Raw genomic sequence first — 26,278 nt, forward strand, 5'->3', positions numbered from 1 at the left:
CAGGAATAGCGGGAAGCTGCCGAGGAACGGGATATGAAACCACCACAGCCCGGCGGCCAGAATCATCAGCATCTCGAGGAAGGCGATGGCGGCATAGGGGATCATCTTGCCGGCGATGAACTCGTACGGACGGATCGGCGAGACGAAAATCTGCTGCACCGAGCCCGCCTCCTTCTCGCGCACCACCGAGAGCGCGGTGAGCAGCGGCGGGAACGCCATCAGTATCACGCCGAACAGGCCGGGCACGATGTAGTTCACGCTTTCGAGCGGCGCGTTGAACCACACCCGGCTCTCGACCCTGACCGGGATCAGCGGCGCGGTCATGCCCCGCGCGGCCAGGCGCGCGCTCGCGCGCTCGAGCGAATAGCTCTGAACGATGGCCTCGGCGTAGCCGAGGATCACCATCGCGGTTGAAGAGTATGAGCCGTCGGCGAGCGCCTGCACCTCGGCCGTCTCGCCGCGCGCGAGCTTCTGCGCGAAGCCCGGCGGGATAATCAGCACCAAGCGCGCGCGGCCACGGTCAAGCAGCTCGGCGATCTCGCTCTCGGAGCGAACATCGTGCGTGCGTTTGAAGTAACCCGATTGCGGGAAGCGCTCGATCAGCGCCCGGCTTGCCGCGCTGCGATCCTGGTCGTAGACCGCAAGGCTCGCGTCCTTGACATCCAGCGACAGCGCCGAGCCGAACAGGTAGAGCATCAGCAGCGGCAGCACCACCGCCACCGCGATCGTGATCGGGTCGCGGCGGATCTCGCGCACCTCTTTCCATACGATGATGCCGACGAGGCTTTTCATCTTGCCACCACCAGCTTTACCCAGTTGGAATGCAGGTTTTCCTCGTGCTCGATGACCAGCCCTGCCGCGCGCATGCTATCGAGGGTGCGACGGTTGATGTGCGGGCCCATGAGCCGGCTCACGAGGGGGTCGAGCAAATCGAAGAGCAATCCCAGCACGCCGTGCGGCCGCATGTGTTCCAACAAAACGATTTTCCCGCCGGGCTTTAATACGCGCTTGATCTCCCTGAAGCCCCGCGCCGCATCCGGTACGCAGCAGAACACGCCGCTGCCCACCACGGCGTCCAGCGAGGCGTCTTCAAACGGCAGCTCCTCTACATCGCCGACGAGGAAGGTGACATGGCACGAAAGTGCGCGTGCCTTGTACATGGCGCGCTCGAGCATGCCGCGGCTCAAGTCCAGGGCGATCATCCGGGCATCTCGCGGGTAATACGGCAGGTTGCGGCCGGTCCCGACGCCCAGCTCCAAGATAGTCCCGCGCAGGCCCGCGAACAGCCGCGCGCGCGCCTGCGCGAAACCCAGCATGTGCTCCATGGGTTCGCTCATGCGGTCGTACGCGGGGGCGTGCCGGTCCCATTTCCGGCTCAGCTTGCGCGTCAGTGCTGGGTAAGTTGCCATGGCTCAGCTCCGTGCGGCGCGGGTATCCAGGCGCGCCTGTTCCATCTGGATGAAAGCGATGAACACATCCTCGATTCCGTGCGGAACCGTCTCCATGCGCCGCACGTGATGGCCGGCCTGTTCGAGGCGGGCGAGCAGGCGCGGACGCGCCGCTGCGGCGTCATCCACCAACAGGTGCAGGCGGTCGCCAAAAAACGACGCCTGGACGCTGGGATCGTCGCTAAACAGCGCGAGCGCCTGAACCGGCTGGTCGCACTCGAGCTCGATCATCTCGCCGGCGCGCATACCGGTACGCAGCTCCTGCGGCGAACCGAGCGCGATCAGCCGGCCGTTATAGAGCAACCCGAGGGTGTGGCAGTGCTCGGCCTCGTCCATGTAATGCGTGGTGACGAATACCGTGACGCCGCGCGCGGCGAGATCGCCGATCAATTCCCAGAAGCGCCGCCGCGACAGCGGGTCGACCCCGGCAGTGGGCTCGTCCAGGAACAGCACCTGCGGCTCGTGCAGCACGGCGCAGGCAAGTGCCAAGCGCTGCTTGAGCCCGCCGGATAGGGTACGCGTGAGCCGCTCCTCATCGCCGCGCAGCCCGGCGAGCTGCAAGGCCCAGTCGCGGCGAGCAGCGAGCTTGGCACGCGGAACCTGGTACACGCCGGCGAAGAAATCGAGGTTCTCGCCCACCGACATGTCTTCGTAGAGCGAGAAACGCTGCGACATGTAGCCGATGCGCGCCCTGAGCGCACGCGAATCGGCGCCAAGCTCGATACCGGCGACTGTTGCCCGCCCGGCGCTCGGCGCAAGCAGACCGCACAGCATCTTGATGGTGGTGGTCTTGCCCGAACCGTTCGGGCCCAGAAAGCCGAAAATCTCGCCGCGCCGCACCGCAAAGCTCACCCGATCCACCGCGGTGAATTTGCCGAAGCGCATGCTGATATCCTGTACCTCGACGGCCAGGCCGCCAGCGCCCACCGGCATTTCGGCAGCGACTGCGACGGGTGGCGCGGTGACCGGCGCCACCGGCAGCAGCGCAACGAACACGTCCTCGAGACTCGGCGCGACCGCCCGTACCGCCTCTACCTGTACCCCCTCGTGTGCAAGCGTCGCACGCCACTCGCCATCGTCGCCGCTGCCCACTGGCATGCGCAGGTGCAAGCGTTCGCCGAACACGTAAGGTGCAGCCTGCGGCAGCGCACGCTGTAGTACGGCGAGTGCACGGCGTTGCGGGCGCGCATCGAGTTCAACCATTTTTCCCGGCAGATCTGCGCGCAGCCGACCGGGTGCATCGCAGGCGATGAGATGCCCCTCATGCAGCAGCGCCACGCGCGTGCAACGTTCCGCCTCATCCATGTAGGGGGTGGACACGACAATGGTGGTGCCTTCGGTGAGTGCCTGGTAGAGGATGTTCCAGAATTCGCGCCGCGATACCGGATCGACGCCGGTGGTCGGCTCGTCCAGAATGAGTAGCGGCGGCGCATGGATAAGCGCGCAGCACAGCGCGAGCTTCTTCTGCATGCCGCCGGAGAGAAAGCGCGCCAGCCGGTCGCGGTGCCGCTCAAGGTGAGCGAACGCCAGCAACTGCGCCTTGCGTTCAGCACGCGCTGCTTCCGGTACGCGGTGCAGCGCGGCGAAGAAATCCAGGTTCTCGTCCACCGTCAGACGCCCGTAGAGACTGAAGATCTGCGACATATAGCCGATGCGTGCGGTAAGCTGCGCCGCCTCGCGCACGCTGTCGTAGCCTAATACCGTTGCGCGCCCCGCGCTCGGGTCCAGAATGCCGGCCAGGATCTGCAGCGTTGTCGTTTTGCCGGCGCCGTCCGAGCCGAGCAGCCCGAACGCCTCGCCGCGGCGGATCTTGAGAGCGAGACCGCTAAGAACCGTCCGCTGCCCGTAGCGCCGGGACAAGCTCTCGGCCTCGATCACCCAGTCTGTGGCAGGTGCGTTCATAGTTAGCGCGGCACCGTCAGTTTATCTGGCCATGACGCCTCGGGTTTCCAGCGCACCCAGGCATCGGCCGGCATGCCGGGCTTGAGATAAGCTTCCGGGTTGTCGACCGCGAGCACCACACCGAACACCAGGCGCGCACGCTCATCCGGCATGTGCACATCCTTGGGCGTGAACTGGGCGCGCTGGTCCACGCGCGCCACACGCGCTTCGAAATAGCGCTGCGGGAAAGCATCCACGCGCACGCGCGCCGGGTCGTTGAGCTTGATCTTGCCGATCTCGTTCTCTGGCACGTATATCCTGAGCTCGATGCGCTCCAGGTCGGCAAGCACGGCAATCGTACTGCCCGGCGCTGCAAGCTCACCCGCCTCAATGCCCTTGGTGAGGATCGTGCCAGCCGCCGGGGCGCGAATCACGGCCTTGCCCACCTGCGAGCGCAGCAGCTCGACCTCGCGCTGTGCCGCCTCGCGGCTCGCCGCCGCTTGCGCCTGCCGTGAGGTGAGTGTCTCGACCTGCCCGCGCGCCTCGCGTTGCTGGTTCTCGGTGCGGTCGAGCATCTGCGCGGACACGTTGCCGGTTTCGCGCAGCTTGCGGTAACGCGCAAGGTCGGCGTCTGCAGTCTGCACATGGTGCCGTGCGGTAACTATCTGTTGTTCGACCTGAACTTGGGCGCGTTGCGCGGCGGCGGCATTGGCCTCGGCCTGCTTGAGGCGCGTCTTCAAATCGGTTTCATCGAGCCGCACCAGCAAGTCGTTCGCCCGCACCGTTCGTCCCTCGACCAGCGCGCTCTCCAACACCCGCCCACCCACTTCGGCGCTCACTATCACCTCGGTCGCCTCAATACGCCCGTTGCCGTAGAGAAAGCCTTCCGGAAGCGCCGGCGGCAACAGCCACAGAAACAATGCGTACGAAATAACCGCGAGGCCGATCATGCCTATGAGTGTCCACAGCCAGGTTTTGCGCATCGCCGCTCCCATCAGAATTTCTGCCAAACGTGCGGCAATTGGTTCATCTCGCGATTCATCAGATCCTCCTTGCAGCTACGTCCGGACGCTACCCCAGCACCGTTGGAGAAAGTTGTAGATCGGCACGTACACCAGCCCCGCATACACGCCATACAGGAAGCTTTCGGCCAGCCCGAGCAGGAAGCCCCCCCAGGTAAGCCATTTGAAGGCGGGCAGGATCATCTCCAGAAACTCGTGCATGTGCAGGCTTCCGGGGGTGACCAGGCATAGTCGTAGCTTCCTTGTACTGAACCAACGTTAGCAAGCTCACGTGCGCTTTGCGGACTCGTCGTTCCGGCAAAAGCCGGAATCAAAATCAGCTGCCTTGCATCGTTTTTCCCACGCCGCTCCGCGGGAAAAACGCGGGGGTTTCGGCGGCGTAGCGCCGGTATTCCTCGCCGAACTTCGCCGCCATCTCCCGCTCTTCGGTCCGCGCCAAGCGGATGTACATTGCCACCAGCACCGGAAACATCGGCACGGTCAGCACGGTTGGCCATTGCAACAGGAAGCCCAGCATGATCAGCACGAACCCGGCGTACTGGGGATGGCGGATGCGCGCATAAGGCCCAGTCACCGCCAGGGTGTGGTTCTGCTGCGCCTTGTAGAGCACCTTCCAGGCGTTCGCCAGCAGGATGAATCCGCCGAAGATCAGAATGTTGCTGAGGATGTGGAAGGGGCCGAAATGGGGGTTGGCGCGCCAGCCGAACAGGGTCTCCAGCAAATGCCCAGCATCGTGGGAAAAAGGATCGAGGCCGGGGTAGCGGCTTTGCAGCCAGCCCGACAGCAGGTAGATGGTCAGCGGAAAGCCGTACATTTCCGCGAAAAGGGCCACGATGAAGGCGGAGAAAGCCCCGAAGGAGCGCCAGTCGCGCCTGGTTTTCGGTTTGCTGAAGCTGAAGGCGAAGACGATGAAAACCAGCGAGTTGATGACGGCCAGGGACCACAAGCCGTAGTCGGGCACAGATGAAGTCATGGCCGGTCCTCCTTCGATTGTTCGCCGTGGTCATCATGCCCTCCGCCGTGTCCGTGGTGGAACAAATGCATCAGCGGACAGGCGAGAAGCAGGAGGAAAGGCAGTATGCCGAACAGGTGGGCGCGGTGCTCGGTAAACAGGAAGAAGCCGATGACGGCGATAAACCCCAGCAACGCCCAGTTTGTCCGGCGGCCGGGTTGATCGTGGGAATGATGTTGATGCGGGTCGTCCATGATTCTCCCTTTGGAAAAGCGCCTAATCGACAGACAGCTTGAGCCGTTTCAGCAGCGCCGAATTGACGATGACCGAAAGCGAACTCAGCGCCATGGCGGCGGCGGCGAAGATGGGGCTGAGGGTAATTCCGAACAGCGGGTACAGAACGCCTGCCGCCACCGGCACACCGGCCGCGTTGTAGACGAAGGCGAAAAACAGGTTCTGGCGAATGTTCGCCATCGTTGCCCGGGAGAGATGGCGGGCGCGGGCGATGCCCAGCAGGTCACCCTTCACCAGCGTGATGCCGGCGCTCTCGATGGCGATGTCGGTGCCGGTGCCCATGGCGATGCCGACATCGGCGGCGGCCAGGGCGGGCGCGTCGTTGATGCCGTCGCCGGCCATGGCGACCACGCGGCCCTCCGCCTTGAGGCGCTGAACGATCCGCGCCTTGTCTTCCGGCAGGACCTCGGCCTCGACGGCGTCGATCCCGAGCCGGGCCGCGACCGACGCGGCGGTACGCCGGTTGTCGCCGGTCAGCATGACGATATGCAGGCCCGCCTCACGAAGACGCTTCAGCGCCTCCGGCGTCGTTTCCTTGAGGGGATCGCTTACCGAGAGCAGCCCCTCGGTCCTGCCGTCGACCGCCAGCAGCACGACCGTGGCGCCCTCCTGCCGCAGCGCATCGGCTTTCGCGTCGGCCGCGGCGACGTCGATCCCGGCCTCGCGCAGGAAGGCGGCATTGCCGAGCAAAAGGCGACGGCCTTCGACGGTGCCCGAGACGCCCTTGCCGGCGGGCGAGGTGAAACCCTCGACATCGGCCATCGCCACGCCGCGTGACTTCGCACCGGCCAGGATCGCGGTGGCAATCGGATGCTCGCTCCCGCGCTCCAGGCTGGCGGCCAGCCGCAGGATCTCATTCTCGGACAGACGGCCAAGGGGCTCCACCGCCGACAGGACCGGTTTGCCGAGCGTGAGCGTGCCGGTCTTGTCGACGACGAGCGTGTCGACCTTCTCCAGGCGTTCGAGCGCCTCGGCATTGCGGATCAGGATGCCGGCGGCGGCGCCGCGGCCGACGCCCACCATGATCGACATGGGGGTCGCGAGCCCAAGCGCGCAGGGGCAGGCGATGATCAGCACGGAGACTGCCGCCACCAGCGCGTAGGAGAAGGCGGGCGAGGGGCCCCAGATCGACCAGGCGGCAAAGGCCATCACCGAGACGGCAATCACCGTCGGCACGAACCAGCCCGCGACGATGTCGGCGAGACGCTGGATCGGCGCGCGGCTGCGCTGCGCCTCGGCCACCATCTTGACGATCCGCGACAGCATCGTGTCGCTGCCGACCAGCTCGGCCTTCATGACGAAGGTACCGCTGGTGTTCACCGTGCCGCCGATCACCCGGGCACCAACCGCCTTCGAGACGGGCATGGGTTCGCCGGTGATGCTCGATTCGTCGACCGATCCCGCGCCCTCGCTCACGGCGCCATCGACCGGCACCTTCTCGCCGGGGCGAACGCGCAGCCGGTCACCGACCGCGATCCGGTCGATCGCGACCTCGACGTCGTTGCCGTCGGGATCGATGCGCAGCGCCGTGCGCGGCGCCAGTCCCAGCAAGGCCTTGATGGCGCCGCCGGTCGCATCGCGGGCGCGCAGCTCGAGGACCTGTCCGACCAGCACCAGAACGACGATCACCGCGGCCGGCTCGAAATAGACCGGCACCGACCCGTCGGCGCCGCGCAGGCCGGCGGGGAACAGGCCGGGCGCGACCGTCGCCACGACGCTGTAGGCCCAGGCGACGCCGGTGCCCAACGCGATCAGCGTGAACATGTTGAGATGGCCGGTCCGCACCGACTGCCAGCCGCGCACGAAGAAGGGCCAGCCGGCCCACAGGACGACCGGCGTCGCGAGCGCCAGCATCAGCCACGGCATGAGGCCGTGCGGCAGGAACCGGTGCAGGTCGAGCAGGTGTCCGCCCATGTCGAGGATCACGAGGGGGACGGCGAGCGCGCCGCCGATCCACAGGCGCCGCGTCATGTCGAGAAGCTCTTCGTTCGGCCCATCGTCGAGCGTGATCTCGGCGGGCTCCAGGGCCATGCCGCAGATCGGGCAGCCGCCCGGGCCGACCTGCCGGATCTCGGGATGCATGGGACAGGTGAAGATCGTGCCGGGCGCGATCGGTGCTGCGGCGGGTGCCTCTTCGGGCTTCAGATAACGGACGGGGTCGGCGGTGAACTTCTGCAGGCACTTGGGATTGCAGAAGTAATAGGTCTGCCCTTCGTGAACGGTCGTGTTCTTCGCGCCGTCGATCTTCACCTTCATCCCGCAGACGGGATCGATGGCGATGGCGGGGTCCACGGCCGGTGTGTGGGAAGCATGGCAGCAGGTATGGCTCATGCTTGCCATGTATACCCTACGGGGGTATGGTTCAAGCATGAATGAGAAGCTCAAGAAGTCGCAGCTCGCGCGTCTCAGCCGGATCGAGGGCCAGGTGCGGGGCGTGGCGCGCATGATCGAGGAGGAGCGCTACTGCATCGACGTGCTGACCCAGATCCGCGCCGTGCGCGCCGCGCTCGACAAGGTCGAGCAGGAGACGCTGGGCGATCACCTGCAACATTGCGTGGCGCACGCCTTCCATGGCGGTTCGGAGAAGGACCGGCAGACCAAGATCGACGAGCTCCTGGAGGTTCTGGACAGTCGTCGCCGCTAGCCTCGTCGGCGCCGCATGGCATGCAAATTGCTGCTTGGTTCCCTGGAAATTCGGGGACGATCCAGGGGGTTCGCATGTTCCGTCACTTGTTGTCCGGTCTCGCCGTGGCTGCCGCTTTCGTCTCTGTCGCCACTGCGCAGGATCTGCCCAAGAGCCAGTTCAAGGTGATCGGGCTGAACAGTCCGACTCCGGTGTCGATCCACGACGAGCTGCCGTTCTGGCGCAAGACGATCCCCGAGGCTTCCAAGGGCGCCATCACCGTGGACGTGACGCCGCTCGACCAGATGGGCATCGACGACAAGACCATGCTGCGGCTGCTGAAGCTCGGCGTCATGGACTTCGCCGCGATGGATATCTCCAAGATGGCCGGCGACGACCCGCGTTTCGAGGCCTGCGATCTCGCCGGCCTCACGCTCACGCCCGCCAAGGCGCGCGAAGCCTGCGACGCCTATCGCGCCGTGATCGATCGCCAGATGCAGAAGAACTGGAATGCAAAGCTGCTGGCCTTCGGCGGCAACACGCCCCAGGTCTTCTGGTGCCGCGACGTGCTGGCCGGCCTGGAAGGTCTCAAGGGCAAGAAGATCCGCGTCTTCAACAACACGATGCGTGACTTCCTGAGCGGCGTCGGCGGCACCGCCGTCAGCATGGCCTTCGCCGAGGTGGTACCGGCGCTCAACAATGGCGTGGTCGATTGCGGCGTGACCGGCAGCCTGTCGGGCAACACGGCGGGTTGGGCCGAGGTCACCAAGTCGATCTACCCGATGTCGCTGGGCTGGAGCATCAACGTGCTGGCGGTCAACCTCGACACCTGGAAGCGGCTCGATCCCAAGACACAGGCCTTCCTGACCGAGCAGTTCAAGGCCTACGAAGACAAGATGTGGAAGACGATCGAGACGACGACCGGCGAGGCCGACAACTGCAACACCGGCAAGCAGCCCTGCACGATGGGCAAGCTCGCCAAGACCACGATCGTCCCGGTCAAGCCCGAGGAGATGGACACGCACAAGAAGCTGGTCGAGGGCGCCGTCCTCGCCGGCTGGGCGAAGCGCTGCGGGGCGGCGTGCGCCAAGGAATGGAACGAGACGGTCGGCAAGACGCTCGGCCTGAAGGCGCCGACGCCCTAGCCGGCGGCTTCATCACATGATCGGTGTCCGGCGCTTCGCCCAGTGGGGCCTCTGGTTCGGCGGCGCGCTGGTTCTCCTGGCCGCGGTGCTGATCGGCATCGACGTGGTGATGCGCAAGTTCCTCGCGCTGTCGATCGGCGGCGCCGACGAGCTGGCCGGCTACTCGCTCGCGATCGGGACGACGTGGGGGCTGGGCGCCGCCCTGCTCGATCGCGCCCACATCCGCATCGACTCCCTGTACGTCCTGTTCCCCCAGAAGCTGCGGTTGGTGCTCGATCTCGTGGCACTCCTGCTGTTCACCGGGTTCTTCGCCTTGACCCTGTGGCACGGCTTCGGGGTCGTCGCGCAGTCCTGGACGTCGGAATCGCGCAGCCAGTCCGCCCTCGAGACCCCCACCATCATCCCGCAGTTCCTCTGGCTTGCCGGCCTGGTGGCCTTCGTCGGAGTGGCGTCGATCCTGCTGGTGCAGGCTCTCCGGCTGGGTGCGGCGGGCGACGTGAACGGCATGGCCCGGCTGATCAGCACGCGCTCGGCGGCGGAAGAGGTGGAGGAGGAGGTCCGCGACCTGAAGGACCGCCTGGTTCGCGAGGGGAGAAATTGACGTGCTGATCGTCACGCTGCTCATCCTCATCGGCCTGCTCGCGCTGGCCATTCCGGTTGCGGCGGCCCTGGGCGTCCTCGGCCTGTCGCTGTCGAGCATCTACTCGAAGCTGCCCTTGTCACTCGCCATGGGCGAGATCGCCTGGGGCACGTCTAACAACTTCCTGCTGGTCGCCATTCCCTTCTTCGTGCTGCTGGGCGAGATCCTGCTGCGCTCCGGCATGGCCGAGCGCATGTACAACGCCCTGGTGCTCTGGGTGCCCTGGCTGCCCGGAGGCCTCATGCATTCCAACATCGCCTCGTGCGCCATGTTCGCGGCAACCTCGGGTTCGAGCGTCGCAACCGCCGCGACCATCGGCACGGTCGCGCTCGGGGAGGTCGAGAAGCGCGGCTACTCGGAGCGGCTGTTCCTCGGCACCATCGCGGCCGGCGGCACGCTTGGAATCCTCATTCCGCCGTCGATCAACATGATCGTCTATGGTGTTCTGACGGAAACCTCGATCCCCAAGCTGTACCTCGCGGGATTCATTCCCGGCCTCGTGCTGGCCGCCCTGTTCAGCCTGACGGTGCTGGTGATCTGCCTCATCTGGCCGGCGATGGGCGGCAGGCCGACCTCGACGAGCTGGGCGCAGCGCATCGCGGCCCTGCCCGACCTGATCCCGCCGCTGGTCATCTTTCTTGCCGTGATCGGCTCCATCTATGCCGGCTGGGCGACCGCCACCGAGTCGGCGGCACTGGGCGTGATCGCCTCGATCGGTATCGCGGCGGCCTATCGGCGGCTGACGCTGCGCACGCTGCTCAACGCCTTCGAGGGAACGATGCGCACGACCGCCATGATCATGGCGATCCTGCTCGCGGCCTACTTCCTCAACTTCGTCATCACCTCGATTGGCCTCACCGGCCAGGTGAACCGCTTCATCACCAGTCTCGGCCTCTCGAAGGTCCAGCTCCTGATCGTCGTGGTGCTCTTCTACTTCGTGCTCGGCATGTTCATGGAAACCCTGTCGATGATGGTGGCGACGGTGCCGATCATCGCGCCGATCATGATCACGGCCGGCTACGACCCGATCTGGTTCGGCATCATGATCATCATCCTGATGGAACTGGCCATGATTACGCCGCCGGTCGGCATCAACCTCTATGTCGTCCAAGGCCTGCGCAAGAAGGGCCGGATCGACGACGTGATCATCGGCACGTCGCCCTTCGTGATCACCATGCTGCTGATGCTGGTCGTCCTGTCGATCTGGCCGCAGATTGCGCTGTGGCTGCCGCAGATGGCGGCAACCTAGACTAGGTCCCTGCCAGCGTAATCACGATGTTGCCGGCGCCGTCGCGCTCGGCGCGTGCGCCAGGCGGGACCACGCAGGTCGTGTCGTATTCGTCGATGATCAGCGGGCCGGTCTTGGCTTCGGCGAGATCGGCGCGACTCACGACCGGCGTGTCCATCCAGCCGTGCTTGTCGCCGAACCAGGCGCGGCGCGAGGCCTGACCCTTGGCCTCGACCCGGCTCGGCCGCACGTTCTGCGGCACGCCGCTGCCCTCGCGCAGGCCCGCGCCCACGAGCTGGATGGCGACCAGCTCGACCGGCTCGTCGGGACCGGCGCGGTGGCCATAGGTGCGCTCGTGCTCCTGCCCGAAGGCTTCCTCGAGATGCGTCACCATGCGGGCGTCGATCGGCCCGTCCGGCACCGGCACGGTGAGCTCGTAGCTCTGCCCCTTGTAGTGCAGCGCCGCGGAGCGTTTCAGCCTTGCGCTCGCGCCCGTGAAGCCTTCCTCGGCGAGCTGCGTGTCGGCCTGTCGGGCCATCGCCGTCCAGGCGCGATCGATCTCGCCGAGATCGGCCTGGCGCAGCAGGCGCCGGAAGGTTCGCGCATAGTGGTGCTCGACGTCGGCATAGAGCAGGCCGAAGGACGAGAAGAGGCCGGCCGATGGCGGCACGATCACACGCCCGATGCCCAGGGCCGCGGCCATGCCCGCTGCGAACAAGGGCCCGTTGCCGCCGAAGGCGAACAGGGAGAACTCGCGCGGATCGCGGCCGCGTTCGGTCGACACCGCCTTGATGGCGCGGATCATGTTGGAGGCCGCGATCAGGTGCGCGCCATAGGCCGCGCGCTCGACCGTCATGCCGAGGGGCCTGGCGATCTTCTCCTCGAAGGCCGCCCGCGCCTTGTCGGCGTTGAGCTTCACGGCGCCGCCCACGAGATGGCCGGGATTGATGTAGCCCAGCAGCACATTGGCGTCGGTGATGGTCGGCGTCTCGCCGCCCTTGTCGTAGCAGACCGGACCGGGGAAGGCGCCGGCGCTCTCCGGTCCCGCCTGCAGCGCGCCGCCGGGATCGATCCAGACATGGCTGCCGCCGCCCGCGCCCACTTCGGCGAGGTCGATGGCGGGGACCTTCAAGGTGTAGCCCGCGCCGGTGAGCAGTCGCGAGCCGATCATGATGCCCGCGCCGACGGCATATTCCTGGGCGCGCGCGACCTCGCCATCCTCGACCATCGAGGCCTTCGCGGTGGTGCCACCCATGTCGAAGGTGATGATCTTCTCGAGCTTCTTGGCGCGGGCCAGCGCCTGCGCGCCGACCACACCGCCGGCCGGGCCCGACTCGATGATGTTCATCGGCCGCTCGGCAGCGGCGGTATCGGTGGTGAGGCCGCCGTTCGACTGCATCAGCAGCAACCGGGCGGGAATGCCGGCCCCGTCGAGTCCGCGCCGCAGCGCATGCAGGTAGGTCGCCACGATCGGCATCACATAGGCGTTGATGACCGTGGTCGAGGTCCGCTCGTATTCCTTGATCTCGGGCAGAATCTCGCAGGAGACGCTGAGCGGCAGGTGCGGCGCCTTGCGGGCGACGATGTCGCGCAGCATCAGTTCGTGCGCCGGATTGGCGAAGGAATTCAGCAGGCAGATGGCGATCGCCTCGACCTTCTCGTCCAGCAACTCATCGACGGCGCGCTCGGCATCGGCCGGATCGAGCGCCCGATCGATCTTGCCGGCATGGTCGACGCGCTCGTCCACGACCTTGCGCAGGTAGCGCTCGACCAGCGGCTCCGGCTTGGTCCAGGCGAGATCGTAGAGCTTGGGCATGCGCAGGGTGCGGATCTCCAGCACATCGCGGAAACCCTTGGTCGTGATCAGGCCGACCCTCGCGCCCTTGTGCTCGAGGATCGCGTTCGAGGCGACCGTGGTGCCGTGGCGGATCTCCTCGATGGCGCCGCCGTCGAGCCCGGTCTCGCGGAAGACTTCGCTCAAGCCGTCGACGATCGCCTGGGCGTAGTTGCCGACGCTCGAGGAGATCTTCTTGGTGTGGATGGTGCCGTCGGAGCCCAGCAGCACGATGTCGGTGAAGGTGCCGCCGATGTCGACACCGACGCGATAGGTCACGGTCATGGGAGCTACTCCGCCGCGCGGGTGAGCAGCACCGGATCGTGCCGTTGGACCTTGGGTATCTCCGTCCAGGCGCGCGCCTCGGCGATTTCGCCGCGACGGCGGGCCGTGGCGGCCGCATCGACCGTCCAGGACTTGGTGTCGATCACGACGCCATAGTCTGCCAGCGCCTTGCCGGGCGAGAGAAGCTCGTTCCGCACGTCGCGCAGCACCGCGGCGGGATCGCGCTCCAGCGGATCGCCCCAGCCGCCGGCCCCGGCCAGCACGTGGCGGAAGATGTCGCCGCCCTTGACCGTCATGGTGAGCTTGGAAGGCAGCAGCCGGTTCTCGCCGTCGGGATTGAGATAGTTCTCCGAAGGTCCGCCGGGACTGCCGCCATAGAGGCCGAACGGCCGGTGGTCGCGCCGGTCGGAGCGGACCTGCAGCATGCCTTCGGCCTCGAGGAACTTGTAGTCGCGCAGGAACGGCACGCCGCCGCGATACTTGCCGGCGCCCGCCTTGTCGGCCACGAACTCGTAGGCCAGCAGCTGGATCGGCTGCTCGGCCTCGGTGACCTCGATGGAATGCGAGGCCATGTTGGCGAACATGTGCGAATTGCCGTCGAGTCCGTCGGCGAAGGGGCGGGCGCCCCAGGCGCCGCAGGTGAAATCGACATAGACGAAGGGCTTCCGCGCCGAATCGTAGCCGCCGATCGAGATGCCGGTGTTGCCGCCGTCGCCCGCCGCCTTCACGCGATCGGGCAGCATCATGGCGAGCGCGCCGAACATGCAGTCGGTCATGCGGAAGCCGGTCAGGCCGCGCGCCGCGCAGGCCGCCGGCAGCACGCCGTTGCCCACGGTGCCCGGTGGGCAGATCACTTCTATGGCGCGAAAGACGCCTTCGTTGTTGGGGATGCCGGGCGGCAGCACCGAGCGCACGCCGGTGTAGGAGGCGGCCTTGGTGAAGCTCAGCGTGTTGTTGATCGCGCCCTTGACCTGCGGGCTGGTGCCGGTCCAGTCGACCACCATGTGGCCGCCCTTCTTGGTGAGGGTGACGAACAGGCGGATCGGTTTGCCGTAGTCGACGCCGTCATCGTCTATCCAGTCCTCGAAGCTCCACTGGCCGTCCGGCAGCTCCTGGATCGCCGCCCGCGTCAGCCGCTCGGCATAGTCGATGACCTCGTTGAGATAGAACTTCGTCTCCTCTGCCCCGTGGCGGGCGACCAGCTCGGCGAATTGCTTCTCGCCGATATGGCAGGCCGCGAGCTGGGCCCGCAGGTCGCCGAACAGCTGGACGGGCAGGCGGACGTTCTTCTCGATGAACGTCATGATGGTCTTGTTGAGGACGCCCTTGTCGTAGAGCTTCATCGGCGCGATGCGCAGGCCTTCGGCGTAGATCTCCGTCGAGTCCGAGGCGTTCGAGCCGGCGACCCGGCCACCGACGTCGATGTGGTGGCAGACCGTGCAGGCGAAGGCCAGCCGCTCGCCCTCGTGAAACAGCGGCTTGATCACGAAGATGTCGGGCAGGTGCATGCCACCGTCGAACGGATCGTTCATGATGAAGACGTCGCCCTCCGCCATGTCGTCACTAAAGTGACGCATGATGGATTCCATGGCGGTCGGCACCGAGCCGAGATGCCCCGGCAGGGTCAGGCCCTGGGCGGCGAGCTTGCCATTGGCATCAGCGAAGCCCGTCGAATAGTCCATATTGTCCTTGAGCACGCCGGAATAGGTCGTCCGGAAGACGGTGAGCGCCATCTCGTCGGCGATCGAGAAAATGGCGTTCTTGAAGAGCTCCAACGCGATCGGATCGGACACCGGCACTTCGTCTTCCTCCCGGAACTTGCAGCCGTCATTTGGCGAGCCTCGCCATGCAATTTGCAAGCCGTCCGCCCGTCGATTCTTGCGCCACGCGCGTCCAGAAGCGGAATTCGAAGAGTTGATCGGGAGAATTCACCGGCTTCGCGCTAGATTGGCTCGTTCTGTTTCTGAAGAGAGTGTCTCATGTCCAAGATCAAGATCGCTCTCGCCTGCCAGGGCGGCGGCAGCCAGACCGCCTTCACGGCCGGGGCCTTGAAGGCGCTCTGCCAGGCCCAAGGTCAGGGCCGGCTGAAGGACGAGTTCGAGTTCGTCGCCATCAGCGGCACCTCGGGGGGCGCCGTTTGTGCCACCCTGCTCTGGTATTCGTTCATGAAGGGCGAGCGACCGGTCTGGAAGCGCATGATGGATTTCTGGGAGGAAAACACCGCCCAGGGCCCGGTCGAGCACGCGATCAACCGGTTCATCGTCGAATCGGTGCGGCTGGTGAATGCCGGCATGATGCCGACCCTGCAGCTCAGCCCGTCCTCGCCGGTCATGCAGTCGATGATGGAGTTCATGACCACGGGGCAGCGCATGGGCTTCTCCGATTTCCGCGGGCTGCTGGAGAAGCACATCGACTTCGCCGAGATCGCCTCCTGGGGGCCGAAGCCGCAGCGCCCGGTGCTCATGCTGGGTGCTGCGAATATCACCAGCGGCGCGCTCGCCAAGTTCGTGTCGGCGCGCGAGGCGATCCGGGTCGAGCACGTTCTGGCCTCCTGCGCCGTGCCAAACATCTTCCCCGCCGTGCCGATCGGAGAGGATGCCTACTGGGACGGGCTGTTCTCGGACAACCCGCCGGTCGAGGAACTGCTTCGTCCGCGCTCGGTCGGCGAGGCCAACATTCCCGACGAGATCTGGCTGATCAAGATCAATCCCACGGCCAGCCGGCGGGTGCCCGTGAAGCCGGGCGAGATCATCGACCGGCGCAATCAGCTGGAGGGCAACATCTCGCTGTTCCAGCAGCTCGGGCACCTCGAGTTCATGAACGACCTGATCCTCGCCGACGCCTTCCGGCCGGAGTTCCTCAGCCGTTTCGACATCAAGGCGCCGGTCCGCATTCCGAAGTCGTTCCACACCGATGGCGCCAAGCCCTACCACATCCCCTGCATCGAGATGCCGGTCGAGCTTCAGGACCTTCTCGACTACGAAGGCAAGATCGATCGCGGCTCGGAGAATATCGGACGGTTGATCGCCGAGGGCGAAAAGGCGGCCGAGGTCTTCCTGCGGGAGCGTGCAGAGGCCGTCGGCGCGTCGTCCCTGGGCGAAAGCCAGACCGCCGGGCAGGCCGCGCCGAACGGTGACGGGTTCGGCGAACTCCCGCTGTCGCGCTGGCGTGACCCGCCGGTTCGCCCGGAGTGATGCCTACTGGGGCTCGATCCTCGCGATCTTGACATAATCGGCCCACTTGGCGCGCTCCTCGCGGTCCTGCTGGGCGCATTGCTCGAGCGTGAGCGCCTTGGCGGTAAGAGCGAACTCGGTGGTCAGGCGCTTGTTGTTCTCGGGCGAGGTGATGGCCTCGTTGATCAGCGTGTTCAGCCGCTGCTGGATCGGCAGCGGCGTCGCCTTCGGCACCGCGATGGCCAGGAAGCCCGAGGTCGTGAAGCCGGGGAAGGTTTCGGCGAGGGTCGGCACGTCGGGATAGAGCGGGCTGCGACTGGCAAGCGAAATGGCGAGCGGCCGCGCCTTCTTGTCGACGACCTGGCCGCGGGCAGCCGTGAGATCGACGAACATGAAGTTGATGGCGCCGCCGTAGAGGTCGTTCCAGGCGTTGCCGATCGCCTTGTAGCCGACCCCCTGCCAGTCGACGCCGGCGCGCTTGGCCAGCACCTCGGCCGGGACCTGCGAGCTGGCGTTGAAGTAGCCGAAGTTGAGCTTGCCCGGGTTCGCCTTCGCATAGGCAAGCAGGTCGGCCAGGGTCTTGTACGGGCCGTCGGCCGGCACCACGAGGAAAGTGCCGGAGGAGCCGATGATGCCGACGACGGAAAAGTCCTTCTCCGGGTCGTAGCCCGGGTTCTTGTACATGTGGACGTTGGCGGCGTTGGTCGAGGTCGTGGCCAGCATCAGCGTATAGCCGTCCGGCGGTGCGACCTTCACCGACATGGCGCCCACGATCCCATTGGCGCCCGGCTTGTTCTCGACGATGAAGGGCTGGCCGGTCTTCTCCTCGATGTACTTGCCGACCAGGCGCGCCGTGATGTCGCCCGAGCCGCCGGGCGCAAACGGCACGATGATTCGTATGGCCTTGTTTGGATAAGTTTCGGTCTGCGCAGCGGCGGGCAGGGCTGCGAGCAGGGGAAGGGCGAAGAGGCTGCGGCGAGACAGCGAGGTGCGGAATGTGTCCATGGGAGTGGAGTTTAACGCATGCGCATCGGATGGACAGCGCGCCGCTTGCAGCCCTACCTTGCGTCCATGTCACAATCAGGTCGGCCGCCGCTGGACGGCATTCGCGTCATCGATTTCTCCCGCGTGATCGCGGGACCCATGTGCACCCAGATGCTCTCGGACATGGGCGCCGAGGTGATCAAGATCGAGAATCCCGATGGCGGCGACGACACGCGCAAGGGCGCCGGCCCGCGCGCCGGCGGGTCCGACGGCGAGAGCCACTTCTTCATGACCTACAACAGGGGCAAGAAGAGCGTCGCTCTGGACTTCACCAAGCCCGACGGCCAGGCGATCGTGCACAAGCTCCTCGCCGGCGCCGACGTGCTGGTCGAGAACTTCCGCCCGGGTGTCCTGAAGAAGTATGGCTTCGACTATGCCAGCGTCGCGGCGAAGTACCCGAAGCTGATCTATCTCTCGATTTCGGCCTATGGGCAGACCGGGCCCTTGTCGGACCGGCCGGGCTACGATCCCGTGCTGCAGGCCGAGTCGGGCATGATGAGCGTCAACGGCGAGGCCAACGGCGAGGGCCTGCGTCATGCGATTGCCATCGTCGACACGATGACGGCGATCCACTCGGTGGCGGCGGTCAACGCCGCGCTCTATGCGCGGCGCGACACCGGGAAGGGCCAGCACATCGATCTCGCCCTCTACGATACGGCGCTCGTTTCGCTGGGCAACATGGGCTCCTACTATCTGATCGGCGGCGAGCAGCCGCGGCGTGCCGGTAACGGGCACTTTGCCTCGGCGCCCAACAGTTCGTTCGAGACCGCGAATGGCAAGATTTACATGGCGGTGGCGAACCAGAAGCTGTTCGGCGACACCTGCAAGGCACTAGGCCATCCCGAGTGGCTGACCGATCCGCGCTTCGACACGGTCGCCAATCGCGTGGCCAACAAGCCCGAGCTGACGCGCCTGATGGAAGAGGTGCTGACGACCGACACCAAGGAGAACTGGGCGCAGAAGCTGCGCCACCTGCCGGCCGGCCCGATCCGCACCATGAAGGAGGCGCTGGACGAGCCGGAAGTGAAGCGCCGCGGCATGCTGAAGACCTACAGGCACAGCCGCGTCGGCGACGTGCCGCTGATCGGATCGAACTTCCACTTCTCCGACACGCCGGTCGACGACACGCGCCCACCGCCGGCGCTGGGCGAGCATACCGATCAGGTGCTCAAGGAACTGGCGGGCCTCGGCGCGGCGGAGATCGCCAGCTTGCGGGAAAAGAAGGTCGTCGGCTGAAGTTTCACGTCGTCCTGAGCGCAGTGAAGGACCTCACGGAACGATCAGACGACGCCTTGGCTGATGCGGGATCCTTCGCCTTCGGCTCCGGAGCGGGGGTTACCCCGCTCGCGATGACGGGAATCCTCACCTGTCGAGCCAGGTCTTCAGGATCAGGTTGGTCTCCTCGGGCTTCTCCATCGTGACGAGATGGCCGCACTGTTCGACGACCACGAGTGCGGCCGCCGGGATGGCCTTGGCGATCTCCTCGGAAAGGACCAAGGGCGTTGCCGCGTCGTCGCGGCCGCAGACGACGATCGTCGGGCACTTGATTCTCGGCAGGTCGGGCCGCCGGTCGGTGCGGATCGCCGCCAGCTCTTCCTGGCGCTTGTAGATCTCGACGCCGATCTCGCCGCACATCGTCATCACCTCGTCGACCAGCGCCTTGTCGGGCAGCCGATAGGCCGGGATGAAGCGCGTCATCTGCATGCCGAGGACCAGCTCGAAACGGCCTTCCTCGGCGAGGCGGATGCGAGCGCGGCGGATCGCGCGCTCGGCCTCGCTCTGGCTCCTCATGCCGGTGTCGAGCAGCGCGAGCTTGGTCACGCGCTCGGCGGCAAACTGCATGATCTCGACCGCCAGCATGCCACCCAACGACAGGCCGGCCAGCGCGAACTTCTCCGCGGGCATCTGGTCGACGACCCAGCGCGCGGCGCTCTCCCAACTGTCCCAGATGGAGAGCGGCGCCGTGCGCCAGTCCGGCACGACGATCTCGGCCTGGCTCGAAAGGGCGGCAACCTGCGCCGCGAACAGGCGCGGCGAGCACAGTACGCCGGGAACGAGCAGCAAGGGTGTCCTGGTCATGTCTTTCCTCCGGGGCGAAGCGTAGCGCAGACGATTCGTCTGCGGTACCAATAGGCCACGGCCGCGCGGATGCGCCGACCGACCCTGAAACGAGGATGTTCCATGCCCCGCCGTTTCGTCGATCTTTCGATCTATCTCGAGAACGACGTGATCTCCGATCCGCCGCCGTTCGGACCGAAGATCCAGTATCACAAGCATGCCGACACGGCCGGCCAGATCGCCGGCTTCTTTCCCGGCCTCAAAAAGGAAGACCTCCCCGACGGCGCGGGCTGGGCGGTCGAGAACGTCAATCTCTCGACCCACAACGGCACCCATCTCGACGCGCCCTATCATTTTCATCCGACGATGAACAAGGGCGAGCGCGCCATCACCATCGACGAGGTGCCGCTCGAATGGTGCTTCCAGCCCGGCGTGAAGCTGGATTTCCGCGACAAGCCGGACGGCCATGTGATCACCGCCGCCGAGGTCGAGGAGGAGCTGAAGCGCATCGGCCATGAGCTGAAGCCGCTCGAGATCGTCGTGGTCAATACGCGGGCGGGTTCGCGCTACGGCAACGACGACTACGTCAATGCCGGCTGCGGCATGGGCTATGACGCCACGATCTACCTGCTGGAGAAGGGCGTGCGGCTGACCGGGACCGACGCCTGGAGCTGGGACGCGCCCTTCTATTTCACCGCCCAGAAATGGGCGAAGGACCACGACCCTTCGATCATCTGGGAAGGCCACAAGGCCGGCCGCGACATCGGCTACTGCCACCTCGAGAAGCTGCACAACCTCGAGGCGCTGCCCGGCGACGGCTTCACCATCGCCTGCTTCCCCCACAAGATCCGCGGCGCCTCCGCCGGCTGGACCCGCGCGGTGGCGATCTTCGAGGAGTGATCGCGAAGGAGTGGGGAGATGCCCACGTGCGGTCAGTGACGATCCATCCATCGATAAGAACGAAGCGCCTCGTGCTTGCGCCCTACGCAATGCGGGATGTCGACGAGTTGCACTGGGTCAGGAGCAATCGGGAAGTCATGCAGCATATCGGCAAGGGCGTTCTCACCCGGCCGGGAGTGCAGGACACCGTCTAGCGAGTGGTCGCAGGCTGGAACGAGACTGGCATGGGATGGTGGACCATCCGCCTCAAGGCGGAAAATCACCTGATCCGCCAGATCTGCCTCAGGCCGGAGAAGGACCTCGGCGAGATCGCGGTAGGCTACGCACTCGACGCCGCATTCTGGCGGCAAGGTTACGCGCGAGAAGCTCTGGAAGCCGTGGTCGCGTACGGCTTCAACGAGACGTTCTTGGATCGGGTCGTCGCTGTTGTCCGGTCAGAAAACACGGGCTCGCGTTCTCTGCTGGAACGTTGGGGGTTTACACAGGAACCGGACGTGGTGGTCGGCACCAGGACGCGATGCCTTTACTCGACTAGGGCGGCGGGTCGGGTTCGCATGGCGGGAGCGGCACCGCGAAGACGTTGAGCGTCATGGCGTGCTTGTCATTGGCCGGCACCACGCGGTTGGTCTCGACACGTCTCAACCTGACCCATTCGCCTCATCCCGAGGAGCCGTATCAGGCGCGTGCTGGTTCCGAACCTGCGCTCCGGCGACCTCGTCGGAGGGGGGCACAAACGAAATAAACGAAATAAACGAAACAATTGAGTCCGAACAGGCCCCCCGGACTGATTCCCCGGGTTCTGGAGGCCTGGGGCGTGCGAGAATCGGTGTCTGGACGTGCTGGATGGCCTCGGCCCGGCTGGCGCGAAGTCGCAACACGCAGCCAGGACGCCATCACCCAGCTGCGCTCGTCGGCATGAGGTTATTGTTGATCCGATTCGTTCGGAAAGGCTTTAAGGCGAGACTGGCCGGCGCGCGAAGAGGAGCGCCAGGCCGAGAGAGGCGATGAGGCCGCCCGCGGCCATGCTCAGGCGGCGCAGCATCGTCGGCCGCCCGATCGCAATCGAGCGGGCGCGCGAGGCCAGCAGCGCGACCACGACATCGACGGCCGTGTTGAGTGCCACGGAAATCAAACCAAGCACCAGGAACTGCAGCCATACGGGACCGGCCGATGGATCGACGAACTGCGGCAGGAACGCGAGGAAGAAGGCCGCAGTCTTGGGATTGAGTGCTTCGACGACGATGCCCTCGCGAAAGGCCCTGGCTGCGCCTGTGGTCACCGCCTTGGCCTCGAAGGTCTGACGCGCTTCGCGGATCGTCTTGAGGCCGATCCACACCAGATAGAGCGCGCCGGCAAGCTTCAGGACCGTGAAGGCTTCGGCACTGGCCATCATCAGCGCCGACACGCCGACGGCGCCGGCCGCCACATGGACCAGCCCACCAAGCCCCGTGCCGAAGCTGGAGGCGAGGCCCTCGCCCCGGCCCCCCGCCAGCGTGCGAGCCGCCACGTAGAAGATCCCCGGTCCGGGCGAGATCGCGATCGCCAGGGCCGCTGCGAAGAAGAGTGCGAGGGTCGCGAGATCCATCGCCGCCTACGGCAGCGGGTCGGGCTCGCCCGGCGGCAGGGGCATCTCGAAGACGTTGAGGGTCATCGACACCAGCATGTAGTAGCCGCAGACGCCCACGAGATCGACGACACCCTTCTCGCCGAACGCGTCGACGGCGCGCTTGTAGTTGGCCGGCGCCACGCGGTTGGTCTCGAGATATTCGGTCACGAAATCGTAGACCACCTTCTCGACGTCGCGCTTGAAGGGCGGCGTGGCGCGCAGGCGGACCGCCTCGATGATGTCTTCCGCCAGGCCGGCTTCCCTGGCGAGGCGCGCATGCGCATAGAACTCGAACTGCGCCTTGAAGTGCCGGCCGACCAGGCAGATCGCGAGCTCGGACAGGTCGCGCGGCAGCGAATTGTCGAAGCGGCAATATTCGCCGAGCTTCTGGGCGCGGTCGGCCAGGATGGGGCTGCGCAGCCAGGGCTCGAAGGGGCCGCGCAGGCCGCCGCGGGGACCGGACATGATCGCGTCGGCGACCTTCTTCTGTTCGGCATCGAGTTTGTTCAGGTCGAGCGGCGCCAGACGCGGCATTGCGTTTCCTCTTTTCTGTGTTTTCGAAGGGTTAGAGCGGGCAACCGGCGTCGGCGACGCGGTTGGCATCGGCATTGTCGAAGATGTGGTTCACGATCGACAGGCCAGCCTGCATCGCTGCGCTCGCGCGCACGCTGCAAGAGCCGGTCGCCGTCCACAGCACCTTGCCGCCGCTCGATTCGTAGAGCGTGAGCGACACGCGCAGGGTCGAACCGGCGGGCGCGGGCGGGATCGTGTCGCGCCGGCCGATCGGATTGGCCGGCAGCATGAGGCGCGGATTGGCGCCCGTCTCGTAGTCCTGCGCCTGCATCATCGGCATTTCGCGATCCAGGCCGCCGGACAGGTCGAAGTAGCTCACGTCCATCCGCATGATGTTGCCGCCGCTGAAGCCGACCTGGTTGCCGCGCTGGGACAGGCGGACCATGACCTGGCGGCGCAGCTCGCGCGCGAGGTGGGTGTCGGAGGTGAGCTGGACGGCGATCTTGACCTTGGGGATCTTCTGGTACGCCTTGATCTCCAGGTCGCCCAGCTTCGGACCGGCGGGCACGCCATATCCCTGAGCGGAGGCCGGCGCCGCGAAGCAGAGCGCCGAGAGCGTGACAAAGGTGGCGGCGATACGCATTCGTCTGTCCCCTAACGTCCCTCGACCGCCGTCAGCCTGCTCCAGCCGGCTTCATCCCGGTCGAGCATGCGCTTCAGCGATTCGAAATGCAGGAAGGCCTGCTGCGCCTCGCCCGCGATCTGCCTGGCCGTATGCTCGGCCATCGCCTCGTCGATATTGTGCAGCTCCCGGCCGGTCTGCATGGCCAGCACCTGCACCATCGCCGCACGTTCGAGGTAATAGAGGTCGTCGTAGGCTTGGGCAACGGTCGGACCCGAGACGATGACGCCGTGGTTTCGCAGGAACAGGATGTCCTTGTCGCCCATCGCGCGGCACATGCGCTCACCCTCGTCGTTGGACAGGGCGACGCCGCCATAGGCCTCGTCATAGGCGATGCGGCCCCAGTAGCGGAAGGCGTTCTGGGTGCACATCTCGATCCGCCCGTCGCGAATCGAGGTCAGCGCCGTCGCGTAGGGCATGTGGGTGTGCAGCACGACCCTGGCGCGCGGGTTGCCGGCATGGATGCGGGCGTGGATGTAGAAGGCGGTCGGCTCGACCGGATACTTGCCCTCGATGATGTTGCCGTCACCGTCGGCCATGACGATGTCGGATGGCGTGATTTCGGACCAGTGCAGGCCCTGGGGGTTGACGAGGAAGAGATCCTCGCGGCCGGGCACCGCCATGCTGAAATGGTTGCAGACGCCCTCGTTCAGCCCGTGCCGCGCGGCGGCGCGCAGGGCGGTGGTGAGGTCGATCCGCGCCTGGGTGACAGGGTCGTTGGCAAGCATTCAAGGGGCTCCATTGAGGAAGGGCTCCACCGTGGACGATGATGCTGCGAAGCGCATATGTGGCCAAGCAAAATCGCCGGCGTCAGGAGCCGTCTCGATGAATGGTCTATTCGATTCGCCTGTCGGAGCCCTGCTGGCGCGGCCGTGGCTTGACCCGGTCGGACTCTACGGCCTGCGGCGCTGGTATCTGCCGCTCTCGCGCCTGTGGGCCGCCGCCAATCTCGCCGGCTTGGATGTCGCTCGATTCCGCGACGAGATCGGCATTGCCCTGCCCGGCTTCTGGTCGGAGTCCCGCCTGCAACGTCTGCTGGCCCGTCATGGACGGGCGCAGGCCCGGGCGAACGAGGTGCGGAACGCATGGGAGGCTGCTCTCTTCGATCCGGCGGCCGGGAGCGATCCTGAACGGCTGGACCGGGAGAGGCGCAGCGCCGCGACGGTCCACCTGGCGAGCCGTGCATTCTTCTACCCGCTGCTGTTTCCCATCCGGCCACCGCTGGCACGCTGGCGTATCGACGCGCCCGAACGGGTCGAGCGCGAACTCGGCCATGAGCTCGAGAACCCTTCGACACTCTATGTGGCGCCTATCGCCCTCGAAAGCGTCTCCATATCGCGGAGCTTCGTGAAAGATGGCCTCCGGGAGTACTGGCTGCGTGCCCCGACCCCGGCGGCGCGACTGCGACAACGCCCGGGCAGCGAAATTCTCTATGCCCGTGTCGTCGAACCTGTCGGGGGGACGATCGATACCCTGATTTTCGGCAATGGCCTGTGCGTCGAATCCGAGCTGATGTCGATGGAAAGAGGTCCGGGTCCCCAACTCGCGGCAACGGGGTGGAGGGTCATCGAGCCGGTCTCGCCCTATCACGGCCTTCGGGCGATGCCGGGCTTTTATGGCGGCGAGCCATTCTTTGCGGCGAGTCCGACGAGCTCCCTGGATCTCATTGCCGGACAAGCGATCGAGTCGGCGCTCCTGGTCGCGTGGGCGCGCGCGCGGTTCGAGGGCAAGGTGGCGCTCGCGGGCATATCGATGTCGTCGTTCGTGGCGCAACTGGCCGCCAGCCATTGCCACCTCTGGCCGTCCGAGGCGCGGCCTGACGCCGCGATGCTGATCAGCCATTCGGGTCGCGTCGAAGACGTGACCTTCGGTGGCGCGCTTGCCGCCATGCTGGGCCTCGACCGCGCCCTGGTCGAGGCAGGTTGGACGCGCGAGAGCCTGGCGCGGCTTTCACGCATGATCGATCCTGCGGACGCGCCGGCTCTACCGCCCTCTCGCATCGTTTCGGCGCTGGGCGAGACCGATCGGTGGGTGCCCTATCGCGATGGGCTGGCGCTCGCGCATCGCTGGGGGCTGCCGGAAGACAATCAGTTTCGTTACCGGTTCGGCCATCTCGGCATGCCGGTCCAGCTCACGCGCGACAGTAGCCCCTTCGTGAGACTCAGGCAGGTGATGAACGGGGGATAGGCGTCGTGTCGGAGATCTCGCGCACCAGCTTGGTGCGCACGGCGCGGCCGAAATGGTCGAAATTGTCGGCCACGACCAGAAACGAGCCGGGGCCGCCGATGACGCTCTCCTCGTAGTATTTGTCGAGGGTGAGGTCGGGCGGGCGGCCGAAATTGCTGCGGTTCATCATGACCGGCAGGCCGTTGACCACGATGCCCTGCGACACGAGCTTGTCGCGCATGATCTCCGCCGGCGGCCCGTCGTTGGTGCGGCCATCGCCGGACACGTCGATGACCCGACGCTTGGCGATGAAGGGGGCATTCTCGAAGCGCTGGCCGGCATGGACGAGGGCGGCTCCGATGGCGGTCCAGCTCTGCGAGGTTCGAGGCGCCTCGGCGAGCTTGTCGGCAAAGCGCCGGGCGGCGCCCGGACTGTCGATCACCGTCCAGTCGATCACGACGGTCTGGAAGTGCGCGCCGGCCCATTCGGTGTAGCAGATCGCAATCCGCCGGTTCTCGCCCGAGAGGATGGCGTCGACCACCCGGTCGTTGGTCAGCGCCTCGATATAGCCGCGCCGCTGGAGTTCGGCTTCGACCTCATCGATCGATCGCGAAACGTCGACGGCCAGCACGAGCTGCAGATCGACCGGTGTCTGGGCGTGAGCCGACGTCGCCGCCGCCAGCGCTGCCATGGAGCCTACGAGCGCCGACCGTCGCCTCATGCCCACCTCCGTCGAAGAAGCGAAGCATAACACCGTCGCGGCGTGCGCAAACGAAAACGCCGG

General features: G+C 66.1%; 27 protein-coding genes. 10 read left to right on the forward strand and 17 right to left on the reverse strand.

Annotated features, from left to right (window positions below; all coding sequences use genetic code 11):
• From Q7V45_RS19635 to Q7V45_RS19670, 8 genes are all read right to left on the reverse strand, one after another.
• Positions 1-792: ABC transporter permease (locus Q7V45_RS19635; RefSeq protein ID WP_304855149.1), on the reverse strand; the 792-nt coding region annotated here is incomplete at its 3' end.
• Positions 789-1,409: a class I SAM-dependent methyltransferase gene (locus Q7V45_RS19640; protein WP_304855150.1), complete on the reverse strand. Its 621-nt coding sequence runs from the start codon at positions 1,407-1,409 to the stop codon at positions 789-791. The genes Q7V45_RS19635 and Q7V45_RS19640, both read right to left, overlap by 4 nt.
• Positions 1,410-1,412: 3 nt before the next feature.
• Positions 1,413-3,326 carry an ATP-binding cassette domain-containing protein gene (locus tag Q7V45_RS19645; protein ID WP_304855159.1) on the reverse strand — a complete coding sequence of 638 codons (1,914 nt, stop codon included), beginning with the start codon at positions 3,324-3,326 and terminating at the stop codon, positions 1,413-1,415.
• 26 nt (positions 3,327-3,352) lie between these two features.
• The gene (locus tag Q7V45_RS19650; RefSeq protein ID WP_304855160.1) at positions 3,353-4,312 is read right to left on the reverse strand and encodes an HlyD family secretion protein; all 960 of its coding nucleotides are present in this window, start codon (positions 4,310-4,312) and stop codon (positions 3,353-3,355) included.
• Positions 4,313-4,387: 75 nt separating this feature from the next.
• Positions 4,388-4,552: a DUF5676 family membrane protein gene (locus tag Q7V45_RS19655; RefSeq protein ID WP_304855162.1), complete on the reverse strand. Its 165-nt coding sequence runs from the start codon at positions 4,550-4,552 to the stop codon at positions 4,388-4,390.
• A gap of 115 nt (positions 4,553-4,667) precedes the next feature.
• Complete coding sequence (locus Q7V45_RS19660) at positions 4,668-5,324, reverse strand: isoprenylcysteine carboxylmethyltransferase family protein (protein WP_304855164.1); 657 nt, start codon at positions 5,322-5,324, stop codon at positions 4,668-4,670.
• Positions 5,321-5,557: a DUF2933 domain-containing protein gene (locus tag Q7V45_RS19665; protein WP_304855167.1), complete on the reverse strand. Its 237-nt coding sequence runs from the start codon at positions 5,555-5,557 to the stop codon at positions 5,321-5,323. The genes Q7V45_RS19660 and Q7V45_RS19665 overlap by 4 nt, the downstream gene beginning before the upstream one ends.
• Before the next feature lie 22 nt (positions 5,558-5,579).
• Positions 5,580-7,928: a heavy metal translocating P-type ATPase gene (locus Q7V45_RS19670; RefSeq protein ID WP_304855222.1), complete on the reverse strand. Its 2,349-nt coding sequence runs from the start codon at positions 7,926-7,928 to the stop codon at positions 5,580-5,582.
• Between the two features lie 37 nt (positions 7,929-7,965).
• On the opposite strand from Q7V45_RS19670, the gene Q7V45_RS19675 reads away from it, so the two are divergent.
• The 4 genes from Q7V45_RS19675 to Q7V45_RS19690 all read left to right on the forward strand — a co-directional run bounded on the left by Q7V45_RS19675 (position 7,966) and on the right by Q7V45_RS19690 (position 11,254).
• The gene (locus Q7V45_RS19675) at positions 7,966-8,241 is read left to right on the forward strand and encodes a metal-sensitive transcriptional regulator (RefSeq protein ID WP_304855168.1); all 276 of its coding nucleotides are present in this window, start codon (positions 7,966-7,968) and stop codon (positions 8,239-8,241) included.
• A gap of 74 nt (positions 8,242-8,315) precedes the next feature.
• Positions 8,316-9,365 carry a TRAP transporter substrate-binding protein gene (locus tag Q7V45_RS19680; protein WP_304855170.1) on the forward strand — a complete coding sequence of 350 codons (1,050 nt, stop codon included), beginning with the start codon at positions 8,316-8,318 and terminating at the stop codon, positions 9,363-9,365.
• 16 nt (positions 9,366-9,381) lie between these two features.
• Positions 9,382-9,966: a TRAP transporter small permease subunit gene (locus tag Q7V45_RS19685; protein WP_304855172.1), complete on the forward strand. Its 585-nt coding sequence runs from the start codon at positions 9,382-9,384 to the stop codon at positions 9,964-9,966.
• Position 9,967: 1 nt separating this feature from the next.
• On the forward strand, positions 9,968-11,254 hold the full coding sequence (locus tag Q7V45_RS19690; protein WP_304855174.1) for a TRAP transporter large permease: 1,287 nt from the start codon (positions 9,968-9,970) through the stop codon (positions 11,252-11,254).
• 1 nt (position 11,255) lies between these two features.
• On the opposite strand, the gene Q7V45_RS19695 is transcribed toward Q7V45_RS19690, so the two are convergent.
• Both Q7V45_RS19695 and Q7V45_RS19700 read right to left on the reverse strand, forming a co-directional pair.
• Entirely contained in the window at positions 11,256-13,352 is a 2,097-nt protein-coding gene (locus Q7V45_RS19695) for a hydantoinase/oxoprolinase family protein (protein ID WP_304855175.1), read from the reverse strand.
• A 5-nt stretch (positions 13,353-13,357) separates the two neighbouring features.
• Positions 13,358-15,145 carry a hydantoinase B/oxoprolinase family protein gene (locus tag Q7V45_RS19700; protein WP_304855176.1) on the reverse strand — a complete coding sequence of 596 codons (1,788 nt, stop codon included), beginning with the start codon at positions 15,143-15,145 and terminating at the stop codon, positions 13,358-13,360.
• A gap of 186 nt (positions 15,146-15,331) precedes the next feature.
• Between Q7V45_RS19700 and Q7V45_RS19705 the strand changes: the two genes are divergently transcribed.
• Entirely contained in the window at positions 15,332-16,546 is a 1,215-nt protein-coding gene (locus Q7V45_RS19705; RefSeq protein ID WP_304855179.1) for a patatin-like phospholipase family protein, read from the forward strand.
• Positions 16,547-16,549: 3 nt separating this feature from the next.
• On the opposite strand, the gene Q7V45_RS19710 is transcribed toward Q7V45_RS19705, so the two are convergent.
• Positions 16,550-17,530, reverse strand: coding sequence for a tripartite tricarboxylate transporter substrate binding protein (locus tag Q7V45_RS19710; RefSeq protein WP_304855180.1), 981 nt, complete (start codon positions 17,528-17,530; stop codon positions 16,550-16,552).
• Positions 17,531-17,596: 66 nt separating this feature from the next.
• Here Q7V45_RS19710 and Q7V45_RS19715 point away from each other — a divergent pair, with 66 nt between their 5' ends.
• The gene (locus Q7V45_RS19715; RefSeq protein WP_304855182.1) at positions 17,597-18,805 is read left to right on the forward strand and encodes a CaiB/BaiF CoA-transferase family protein; all 1,209 of its coding nucleotides are present in this window, start codon (positions 17,597-17,599) and stop codon (positions 18,803-18,805) included.
• Positions 18,806-18,931: 126 nt separating this feature from the next.
• Here Q7V45_RS19715 and Q7V45_RS19720 read toward each other — a convergent pair whose 3' ends face one another.
• Positions 18,932-19,648 (reverse strand): alpha/beta fold hydrolase, encoded by a 717-nt coding sequence (locus Q7V45_RS19720; protein ID WP_304855185.1) that lies wholly within the window; start codon positions 19,646-19,648, stop codon positions 18,932-18,934.
• A gap of 102 nt (positions 19,649-19,750) precedes the next feature.
• On the opposite strand from Q7V45_RS19720, the gene Q7V45_RS19725 reads away from it, so the two are divergent.
• The 3 genes from Q7V45_RS19725 to Q7V45_RS19735 are packed head-to-tail and all read left to right on the forward strand — an operon-like array spanning position 19,751 to position 21,111.
• Positions 19,751-20,527 carry a cyclase family protein gene (locus Q7V45_RS19725; RefSeq protein WP_304855187.1) on the forward strand — a complete coding sequence of 259 codons (777 nt, stop codon included), beginning with the start codon at positions 19,751-19,753 and terminating at the stop codon, positions 20,525-20,527.
• Positions 20,528-20,553: 26 nt separating this feature from the next.
• Positions 20,554-20,721, forward strand: a complete 168-nt coding sequence (locus tag Q7V45_RS19730; RefSeq protein WP_304855188.1) for a hypothetical protein — start codon at positions 20,554-20,556, stop codon at positions 20,719-20,721.
• 3 nt (positions 20,722-20,724) lie between these two features.
• On the forward strand, positions 20,725-21,111 hold the full coding sequence (locus Q7V45_RS19735) for a GNAT family N-acetyltransferase (RefSeq protein WP_370692631.1): 387 nt from the start codon (positions 20,725-20,727) through the stop codon (positions 21,109-21,111).
• Between the two features lie 368 nt (positions 21,112-21,479).
• Here Q7V45_RS19735 and Q7V45_RS19740 read toward each other — a convergent pair whose 3' ends face one another.
• The 4 genes from Q7V45_RS19740 to Q7V45_RS19755 are packed head-to-tail and all read right to left on the reverse strand — an operon-like array spanning position 21,480 to position 24,056.
• Positions 21,480-22,112 carry a LysE family translocator gene (locus tag Q7V45_RS19740; protein ID WP_304855192.1) on the reverse strand — a complete coding sequence of 211 codons (633 nt, stop codon included), beginning with the start codon at positions 22,110-22,112 and terminating at the stop codon, positions 21,480-21,482.
• A gap of 6 nt (positions 22,113-22,118) precedes the next feature.
• Positions 22,119-22,667, reverse strand: coding sequence for a carboxymuconolactone decarboxylase family protein (locus Q7V45_RS19745; RefSeq protein ID WP_304855193.1), 549 nt, complete (start codon positions 22,665-22,667; stop codon positions 22,119-22,121).
• Positions 22,668-22,698: 31 nt separating this feature from the next.
• Complete coding sequence (locus Q7V45_RS19750) at positions 22,699-23,289, reverse strand: hypothetical protein (RefSeq protein ID WP_304855195.1); 591 nt, start codon at positions 23,287-23,289, stop codon at positions 22,699-22,701.
• Between the two features lie 11 nt (positions 23,290-23,300).
• Entirely contained in the window at positions 23,301-24,056 is a 756-nt protein-coding gene (locus Q7V45_RS19755; RefSeq protein ID WP_304855196.1) for an aldolase, read from the reverse strand.
• On the opposite strand from Q7V45_RS19755, the gene Q7V45_RS19760 reads away from it, so the two are divergent.
• Positions 24,013-25,515: a hypothetical protein gene (locus tag Q7V45_RS19760; protein WP_304855199.1), complete on the forward strand. Its 1,503-nt coding sequence runs from the start codon at positions 24,013-24,015 to the stop codon at positions 25,513-25,515. The two genes, Q7V45_RS19755 and Q7V45_RS19760, sit on opposite strands and share 44 nt — an antisense overlap.
• On the opposite strand, the gene Q7V45_RS19765 is transcribed toward Q7V45_RS19760, so the two are convergent.
• Positions 25,490-26,215, reverse strand: a complete 726-nt coding sequence (locus Q7V45_RS19765) for a DUF1194 domain-containing protein (protein WP_304855201.1) — start codon at positions 26,213-26,215, stop codon at positions 25,490-25,492. The two genes, Q7V45_RS19760 and Q7V45_RS19765, sit on opposite strands and share 26 nt — an antisense overlap.
• Between the last annotated feature and the right edge of the window lie 63 nt (positions 26,216-26,278).

Source organism: Reyranella sp., from assembly GCF_030651995.1.
Taxonomy (GTDB): domain Bacteria; phylum Pseudomonadota; class Alphaproteobacteria; order Reyranellales; family Reyranellaceae; genus Reyranella.